The organism is Bacillus sp. 05T22 (assembly GCF_056396765.1).
In genome coordinates, this window is sequence record NZ_JBFTMC010000155.1 from 1 (window position 1) to 9,593 (window position 9,593).

Sequence of the window (9,593 nt, forward strand, 5' to 3'; positions counted from 1 at the left end):
GCAACTTTGCAGGCGCATTTGTCCGTAAAAGAAGCTGTTGTACTGGTAAGAGAGGATCATCCAGGAGACAAACGATTGGTAGCTTATGTAGTTGGTGAAGGAAGTGTTCATGAATGGCGGGAGCATCTGAAAACACATTTACCGAATTACATGGTTCCGGCACACTTTGTCGAGATGGCATTTTTACCACTCACACCGAATGGAAAACTCGATTTAAAAGCATTGCCTGTACCTGATGAACCATCTACTGAAAATACTGTATACCCACGAACTCCGATGGAAGAGCTCGTTGCATCGGTATGGAGTCAAGTGCTAGGCATAGAAAATATTGGTGTCCAGGATTCCTTCTTCGATCGAGGCGGCCACTCGTTGCTCGCTACCCAAGTTGTATCTCGGTTAAAAGAGGCATTACAAATCGAACTGTTAGTACGTGAACTGTTTGAGTATTCAACAGTAGAGGCGTTGGCGAAGCGACTGGATCAATTGCGTAAAGGAGACAAAATACGAGAGATTCCACCGCTTATGCCGATGGAACGGGGAGAAGCCATTTCGCTCTCTTATGCCCAACAGCGCCTGTGGTTCATTGACCAATTCACGCCTAATAGTGCACTTTATAATATACCGATGGTATGCCGTCTTACAGGGAATTGGGTACCCAAAGCATTGGAGACGGGATGGAATCAGCTGATAGAGCGTCATGAATCTTTGCGAACGGTGTTCCATGAAATGGATGGTCATCCTGTGCAGCAGATTCAACCATATGCTTTCCGGTTCCTTCCCCAAATAGATCTAACTACGCTTTCCTCCGAAGAGAGAGAAAGCGTAATGGAAAAATGGATCCAAAACGAAGCCGAAGCGCCATTTGACTTAGGAAAAGGTCCGTTGATCCGTGGGCAAATCGTGCAAATCGCAGAAGAAGAATGGATTCTTCTTTGTACCATGCATCATATTATCTCGGATGGCTGGTCGATGGAAATCTTGCTCCAAGAATGGATGGCATTCTATGAAGAAGCGGTTGGTGGAAAACCAGCAGAACTCGCACCATTACCGGTTCAATATGCCGACTTTGCCCAATGGCAAAGGGAATGGATGAAAGAAGAAGTACTTGATCAGCAGCTTGCATATTGGAAGGAAGAGCTGTCTGGCGAGTTACCAGTCTTAATGTTGCCGATGGATCGTCCTCGTTCTGCGGTGCAAACCCATCGTGGATCGACACACACTGTGTTGTTGTCACGCTCGTTACGCGACAAACTGAACGAACTTAGTCGTCAAGAAGAATCGACGCTCTTCATGACCTTACTGGCATCGTATCAAAGCTTCCTCGCTCGTTATACAGGACAATCGGATATTCTTGTCGGAAGCCCGATTGCAAACCGGAATTATCGTGAGATTGAAGGGTTGATTGGTTTCTTCGTCAACACGTTGGTTTATCGGGCTGATCTGAGTGGCGCACCGACATTCCAAGAGTTGTTGTCTCAAGTACGGACAAAAGCATTGAAGGCGTATGAATACCAAGATGTTCCGTTTGAAAAGATTGTAGATGTCATACAACCCGAGCGAAGTACAAGTCATTCTCCGATCTTCCAAACCATGTTTACCTTGCAAAACACGCAACAAGAGCTTCCAGAGCTTCATGGAAGAAGTTTAGAAGCGATGGAAAGTCATGCTTCGATCGCCAAGTTTGATTTGAGTTTAAGCGCCGCAGAGGTGGAAGAGGGTTTATTCCTTTGTTTTAACTATAAGAATGATTTATTTGATGTTGTAACGATCAGACGTATGGCTGAGCATTTTGAAAACTGGTTGAAGGAAATCGTGGAACATCCCAATAAATTACTGACGAAGTTGACGATGCTATCGGAATTAGAGAAGCAATTGATGGAAGAGTGGAATGATAATGCTGTAGCGTATCCACGTGAGAGTGTGATCTATAAACTGTTTGAAGATCAAGTGAATCGTACACCTGACACGGTGGCGGTGGTGGATGAAAATCAGCAGTTGACGTATCGAGAGCTGAATGAGAAAGCAAACCAATTGGCCCATTATCTCCAGAAATGTGGGATTGGGACCGAGTCATTGGTCGGTCTCTGCTTCCAGCGTTCAGTTGAGATGATTGTCGGTCTCATGGGGATCTTGAAAGCTGGGGCAGCCTATGTTCCATTGGATCCATCGTATCCAGAAAGTCGCCTACGATATATTCTGGAGGACACAGGGATTCAAGTATTGGTCACGAACGAAGCATTAGTAGATTGGATACCTGAAGAAATCGAAGCAGTTTGTTTGGATCGGGATCAAGCGATGATCGCGCGAGAAAGCACCCTTTCACCAATATGTAAAGTGACAGGAGAAAACTTGGCGTATGTAATCTATACTTCGGGATCAACAGGGAATCCGAAGGGAGTGATGGTAGAGCATCACAATGTGATTCGTTTATTTAAATCAACGGAATGTTGGTATCAGTTTGATGAAAAAGATACTTGGACGCTTTTCCATTCTTATGCGTTTGACTTCTCGGTATGGGAGATTTGGGGGGCATTACTCTATGGCGGAAGATTGATTGTTGTTCCTTACTGGATTAGTCGATCTCCCAAGGATTTCTATCAACTGTTAGTAAAGGAAAAGGTTACGGTTCTTAATCAGACACCATCCGCATTTCGACAATTAATACAAGTGTGTGAACAAGAAGATGAGAATAAAAACTTGCATCTGCGCTATGTCATATTTGGTGGGGAAGCACTCGATCCTACCAGTTTGCTACCATGGTTTCAAAGGTATGGAGAGCAGAACACACAGTTAATTAATATGTATGGAATTACAGAAACTACCGTTCATGTTACGTATTATCCAATTACTCAAGATGATGTAAAGCATTCTTCAAGAAGTAATATCGGAAAGCGGATTCCAGATTTAGAAGTGTATGTGCTAGACGCTTGTCAACAGCCTGTGCCTATTGGTGTATCGGGTGAACTATATATTGGTGGAGCGGGACTCGCACGTGGGTATTTAAACAGACCTGAATTGACTGCAGAACGTTTCATTCCTCATCCATTCAGTAGTGACCCGGGAGCACGATTATATCGGACAGGAGACTTAGCGAGATACTTGCCGGATGGAAATCTAGATTATCTTGGGCGGATTGATCACCAGGTGAAAATCCGTGGTTTCCGAATTGAGMTCGGGGAAATTGMATCTGCTTTAAACGCRCATGCATCCRTAAAAGAGGCTGTTGTAATTGTTCGAGARGATCAGCCGGGTGATAAACGATTGGTGGCATATGTCGTGGGTGATGGGAATGTAGGTGAGTGGAGAGATTATCTCAAGGCGGAACTACCAAGCCATATGGTTCCTTCAGGATTTGTGATGATGGAAGCTATTCCACTAACTGCTAACGGTAAAGTTGATCGTGAGGCCTTGCCTGTACCGGAGGAGAGGGAAATTGAAAGTGAATGTGTTGCACCCCGGAATGGTAAAGAAGAAACACTGGCTACCATTTGGAAGCAAGTATTAGGGATTAAAAAGGTGGGAATCCATGATAACTTCTTTGAAATTGGTGGAGACTCGATTCTCAGCATTCAGATTGTCTCTCGTGCGAAGCAAGCAGGTTTGCATTTGACACCAAAGCAAATGTTTGAACACCAAACGATTGCCGAGTTGGCGCAAGTAGTCAAAGAAGAACAGGGTGTACAAGCAGAGCAGGGAGTTGTAACTGGAGAACTGATCCTTACACCAATCCAGCAATGGTTTTTTGCACAAGATCATCCTAACCCACACCATTGGAATCAATCCATGTTTTTTAGAACAAAAGAGCGACTGGATATAGTATTACTGGAGAAAGCTGTGCGTACCCTTCTAATCCATCATGATGCCTTGCGTTTAAGATATGAACGTTTACCGGATGGAGCTTGGAAACAGCGGAACGAAGGGATCGAAGAACAATCGACGCTGACCGTGATTTCATTAGACGAAGTGCCGCAAGCAGAATGGCATCAAGTGATTCAAACGGAGATTGACGCTGCACAAGCAAGCTTACACTTACACGCAGGACCGCTAATGAGAATGGTGTATTTTGATGAAGGTGAGAAAAGAGCCGGCAGATTATTCTGGGTGATTCATCACTTAGCAGTGGATGGTGTTTCTTGGCGGATTTTACTGGAGGATCTGCAAACGGCCTATAATCAAGCGAGCCAGGATCAGAAGATCCAATTATCTACGAAGAGTACATCCTTTAAAGCGTGGTCGGAGAAATTGCATCATTACGCTGAAGCTGGGATTGCGCAAGAAGTGCGTGATTACTGGGAGCGGCAGTTCGAACAAGAAGTGGCTATGCTACCAGTGGATGCCACCCTCGAAGATCCAGCAAACACAGCAACTGAGGAGATTACCGTGGTGCTGGATGAGAAAGAGACCCGTGCGTTATTGCAAGAGATTTCAAGCACCCATCGTGTCCAAATCAATGAAGTACTATTGACAGCATTGGTACAGGCTACGGCGGCATGGACAGGTCATTCGACGCTGACCGTGGATCTGGAGGGTCATGGTCGAGAAGAGATTATTGAAGACATTGACCTATCGAGAACCGTAGGATGGTTTACAAGTATTTATCCTGTTCACTTAAATACTACAGGTGCCAACACGCCAATTGCAGCATTAAAAGCAGTCAAAGAACAAGTGCGTCAAATTCCTAATAAGGGCGTTGACTATGGGGTTTTGCGGTACTTGAATCCAGCGATGCGTGAGCGATTGGAGTCTCAACCCACTCCGTCCATTAGTTTTAACTATCTTGGACAGTTTGACCAAATGTTCTCTGACGATGCGATGTTTGCTCCGGAGACCGGGTTTACGTGCTTAGACCATGCTCCTGGTTCCAAGCGGTCACATTTGATCGATGTGATCGGGATTGTAACCGATGGAAAACTTCATTTCACTTGGGTGTACAATGTTGGACAGTTTGCGAAGTCGACCATTCAAAGTGTTGCAGAGAATATGCTCCATCAACTGAGAGGATTGATTCATTCTTCGAGTGGAGAATCTGCGCTGACCGTTTCGGATTTTGCGATTGCAAATCTCACCCCAGCAGATTTGACCAAAGTACTATCTAAGATGAATCGTGGAAAGAATCATCCGATTACCGACCTGTATCCACTATCACCTTTGCAGGAAGGCATGCTCTTTCATACGCTGCATGATCAAGGGGATGAACATTCCGCGCCGTATATGGTGCAATTAAGTTTCCTGTTTAGAGGGAAATTGGATATCCTTACTTTCGAGCAGGCGTGGAAATCGGTGATTCAGCGGCGTGAGATCTTTCGTTCGGCATTTGTGTGGGATGAGATTGAAGAGCCCTTACAAGTGGTGTATGATCATATCCCATTTAAGCTGAATGAAGTGGATTGGCGTGCGCTGTCTGTTGAAGAAAAAGAGGAGAAGCGAAAAGCCCTTTTGGCATCGGACCGAAAACAAGCCTTTCTTTTTGATGAAGCGCCATTGATGCGGGTGACTGTCATTCAAGAAGCAAAGGAAGAATATCGGGTTGTTTGGACGCATCACCATATTTTATTGGATGGATGGAGTCTATCACTGATCTTTAACGAATTGCTTACAGTGTATCAGAAGAGGATGAACGGAGAGGCTGTGAATTTACCTAAGTCACCGCCATACAAGAAATATATTCAATGGCTGAAAGAGCAGGATCAGGAGCAAGCGGAACAATTCTGGAGAGAGAAACTCAGAGGCTTTACAGCGCCAACCCCGCTTGGCTTAGAAAGTAAGGAGCAAGAAAAAGGTTATACAGAGAAGGTTGCTCATTTGTCGGAAGAGCAGACCCAAGCGTTACAAAGCTGGGCGAAGCGCAATAAGCTCACCTTGAGTACGGTGATTCAAGGCGCGTGGGCATATCTCATGAGCCGATATAGTGGCGAGAACGAGATTGTCTTTGGTGTAACTAGCTCGGGACGCCCTACGGAGATTGTTGATGTCGAGCACATCGTAGGTCCCTTTATTACCACATCACCGACGCGGATCCAGTTGAAAGATGACCTGAAAGTAAGGGATTGGTTACAGAAGATACAAGAGGAAGAGATAGAAAGAAGACAGTATGAATATGCTTCTTTGACAGAGATTCAAGGATGGAGTGAAGTTCCAAGAGGGACCCCGCTGTTCCATAGCTTGTATGTGTTTGAAAACTACCCGGTGAAAGAGGAGTCTTCAGGAGATCTGGAAATTGGTGGCTTGGAAGGAGTAGAGCAAACCCACTATCCATTAGGACTGGCTGTTGTTCCAGGAAGTCAGTTGTCGTTAAAGCTGATGTATGATCGTAGCAAGTTTAATGGAATAACTATTGAACGGATGCTGGGCCATTTACGCCAGGCGTTAAAGCAAATGATCGAGAACGTTGATCAAACCCTGTCGGAGCTGGTGTATGTTACGAAGACAGAACAGAAGCAACTACTGGAAGAATGGAATGACACCGCAATGGAAATGTCCCAAGAGGGTCTTATTTGCGACAGATTTGAGGATAAAGTAGCACGACGTCCCGATGCGATTGCAGTGGTCGATCAAATGAGAGAGTGGACCTATGGTGAACTGGATACGCGGGCAAATCAGTTGGCACATGTTTTGCAGAGAAAAGGGGTTGGTCCTGAATCAGTTGTGGGTGTCTACCTCCCGAGATCGGCTGAGCTCATGTCAAGTTTACTTGGCATATTAAAAGCTGGCGGGGCCTATGTCGTTCTAGATCCGTTGTATCCGAAATCACGGTTACAATACATGATTGAAGATGCAGGGATCCAAATCGTAGTGACGACAGCAGCGCAAGAAAGCCTTTCCGAACAGGTCGAAACGGTGAGATTAGAAGAAATAATAGATGAAAGCGTGATCGCACCGAAGCGGCAAGTGAAACCCGAGCACTTAGCTTATATCGTCTACACCTCTGGTTCCACAGGAAAGCCAAAGGGTGTCATGGTCGAATATCGGTCATTGATGAATATGGTCTCTTGGCATCAAGCGGTATAYCAAATTACAGAACAGGATCGTGCGACTCAAATTGCGGGGATTGCCTTTGACTCAGCCGTCCAGGAGATTTGGCCTTATCTCACCGCTGGTGCAGCACTATACCTGTCGACAGAAGAGTTGCGAATCAATCCAGAGGCTCTACGAGATTGGCTCATTGATTCACGGATTACGGCTAGCTTTGCGCCTACACCTATTCTGGAAAGACTCTTGAAATTATCTTGGCCAGAGAAGACGGATCTCCGTTTTATCATTACGGGAGGAGATCAGTTAACACAGTATCCATCTAAACAAATACCTTTTGCGGTGATTAATCAGTATGGTCCATCGGAAAATACCGTCGTTACCACTGATTGTTATGTGCCTGTAGGAATGACAACAGGTACTCCGTCGATTGGTCGACCGATTGCGAATACAGAAGTATATGTGTTAGATTCTCACCTTCAGCCGGTGCCAGTGGGTGTGATTGGAGATCTCTATATCGGAGGAAAGAGCCTTGCTCGTGGCTATGCTAATCGTCCGGAACTCACAGAGGAAAAATTTATTCTGCATCCGTTTAAGTCAGGGGAACGTCTCTATTACACCGGGGACAAAGCAAGTTATCTGCCTGACGGTGATCTCCAGTTCCATGGTCGTATGGATGACCAAGTAAAGATTCGTGGTTTCCGGATTGAACTGGGAGAAGTTGAAGCAACTTTGCAGGCGCATTTGTCCGTAAAAGAAGCTGTTGTACTGGTAAGAGAGGATCATCCAGGAGACAAACGATTGGTAGCTTATGTAGTTGGTGAAGGAAGTGTTCATGAATGGCGGGAGCATCTGAAAACACATTTACCGAATTACCGCACTGATTGAGAACCCGACAGTGGAAGGAATCGCTTGTCTCATCCGTGACAATCATGGTATGGAAAAATCGTTATCGGTTCTGGTTCCATTACAAGAGTCAGAGAAAAGGCCTTTCTTCTGTGTTCATCCGTTTATGGGTAATGTATTCTGTTACATGCAGCTAGCAAGGTTACTCAAGGATCACTGCTCATTTTATGGTCTACAGAATCCTCTCGTAGAGAAAGAAGGAATGGATGGGTTGACTTTGTCGGAAGTAGTTCAACTCTACATCGAGGAAATGAAGCGAGTTCAGCCAGAGGGGCCGTATCGTCTGGGAGGATGGTCTCTGGGCGGTGCCATCGCCTATGAAATCGCAACTATACTACGGAACCAGGGAGAAGAAGTTGAGATGTTGGTACTCATGGATACCAAGGTACCTTCAGAACAGGATCACAAGACAGAGGATGATATGCTTTCTTATATATTGAAGCATTTCATCCATTTAGATCTAGTAGAGCAGGGAGAAGAACTCGTTCATCAACAGGACATGCTTGTTGATCAGTTGATCGTGGAAGGAGTGCTCCTGCCTGATGCGGATCTTACGAGTCTAAAGCAGATTATTAATGCCCACAGGAAGGGTCTAAATTTAATGGCAGAACATGTTTTAACGCCATATTTTGGGGAGGTCATCTATTTCAGTGCTGAAGAAGGTAGAGAGTTGTTCACGGATTGGAAGCCGTTATTACAGGGGAAAGTGAATAAGTATTCGGTGCCTGGGTCGCACGAAGAGATTGTCTTCTCCCCAGCAGTGGAAAAGATAACCAAATGTCTCGTAAATGAATTAGAAGGGATAGAGGGAGCGGACCTTTCGTTAACCACAAAGTAGAGTGTCTAGAAAGATACAACTTTATGAACATAAATTTTCACTATCAAAGGTATTATTTGTGAATAGTGATGTGAATGCAAAAAAAGCCGCTTAATGACTGTACATCAAATTTGTGACATTACGAATATATCAAGAGCAGCACTGTATAAGGTTCTGGTGCAATAGAGACATAGAAACATACATGGACAGTTCAATGACAGATTATGATGCAATTACCTTGAAGTTTCTGCACCAGAACCGAGTATTTTAATTATATTTCTAGGTGAAAATTGTATATTTACATTAATATGTAAATATACAATTTTTTTGCTTTATATGTATTTCGAGGGTGTTACGTAATACATAAGATTTTACACCTCTAAAAAGGAAGTGATTTATAATACGAATTCACGCTGTAAAAATACCAAAGCATATTGATAATGATTTATTTAATCAGTTTAGTAATTTGATTTCAAATGAGAAAAGAGAACGAATAAAGCGTTTAATAAAATTGGACGATGTTAATAGGATTTTGATAGGAGATTTGTTAGTCCGTTCTTTAATCTGCGAAAAATATAAAATTAATAATGATGAAATTAAATTTGTATATAATAAGCACAGAAAACCTTTTGTTAAAAATTTTTCTGATTTTCATTTTAATATTTCGCACTCAGGAGAATGGGTGATTTGTATTACTGCTAATTCAAATGTTGGTATTGATATAGAAAAAATTTCAGAAATAGACGCTCTTAAATTAGCACAAGAATTCTTCTCAGAGGAAGAATTTTATGATTTATCTAATATAAATTCTGATGAACAAATTAGTTATTTTTTTGATCTTTGGACGTTAAAAGAAAGTTATATAAAAACTATTGGGAAGGGGCTTTATATCCCGTTAAAT

General features: G+C 43.6%; 2 protein-coding genes and 1 pseudogene. All 3 read left to right on the plus strand.

Annotated elements, in window-relative coordinates; all coding sequences use genetic code 11:
- Positions 1–8,713, plus strand: a pseudogene (locus tag AC1DIT_RS25990) (amino acid adenylation domain-containing protein); the annotation flags it as partial.
- A gap of 93 nt (positions 8,714–8,806) precedes the next feature.
- Complete coding sequence (locus AC1DIT_RS25995; RefSeq protein WP_139350065.1) at positions 8,807–8,878, plus strand: helix-turn-helix domain-containing protein; 72 nt, start codon at positions 8,807–8,809, stop codon at positions 8,876–8,878.
- Between the two features lie 220 nt (positions 8,879–9,098).
- Positions 9,099–9,593: 4'-phosphopantetheinyl transferase family protein (locus AC1DIT_RS26000; protein WP_476998514.1), on the plus strand; the 495-nt coding region annotated here is incomplete at its 3' end.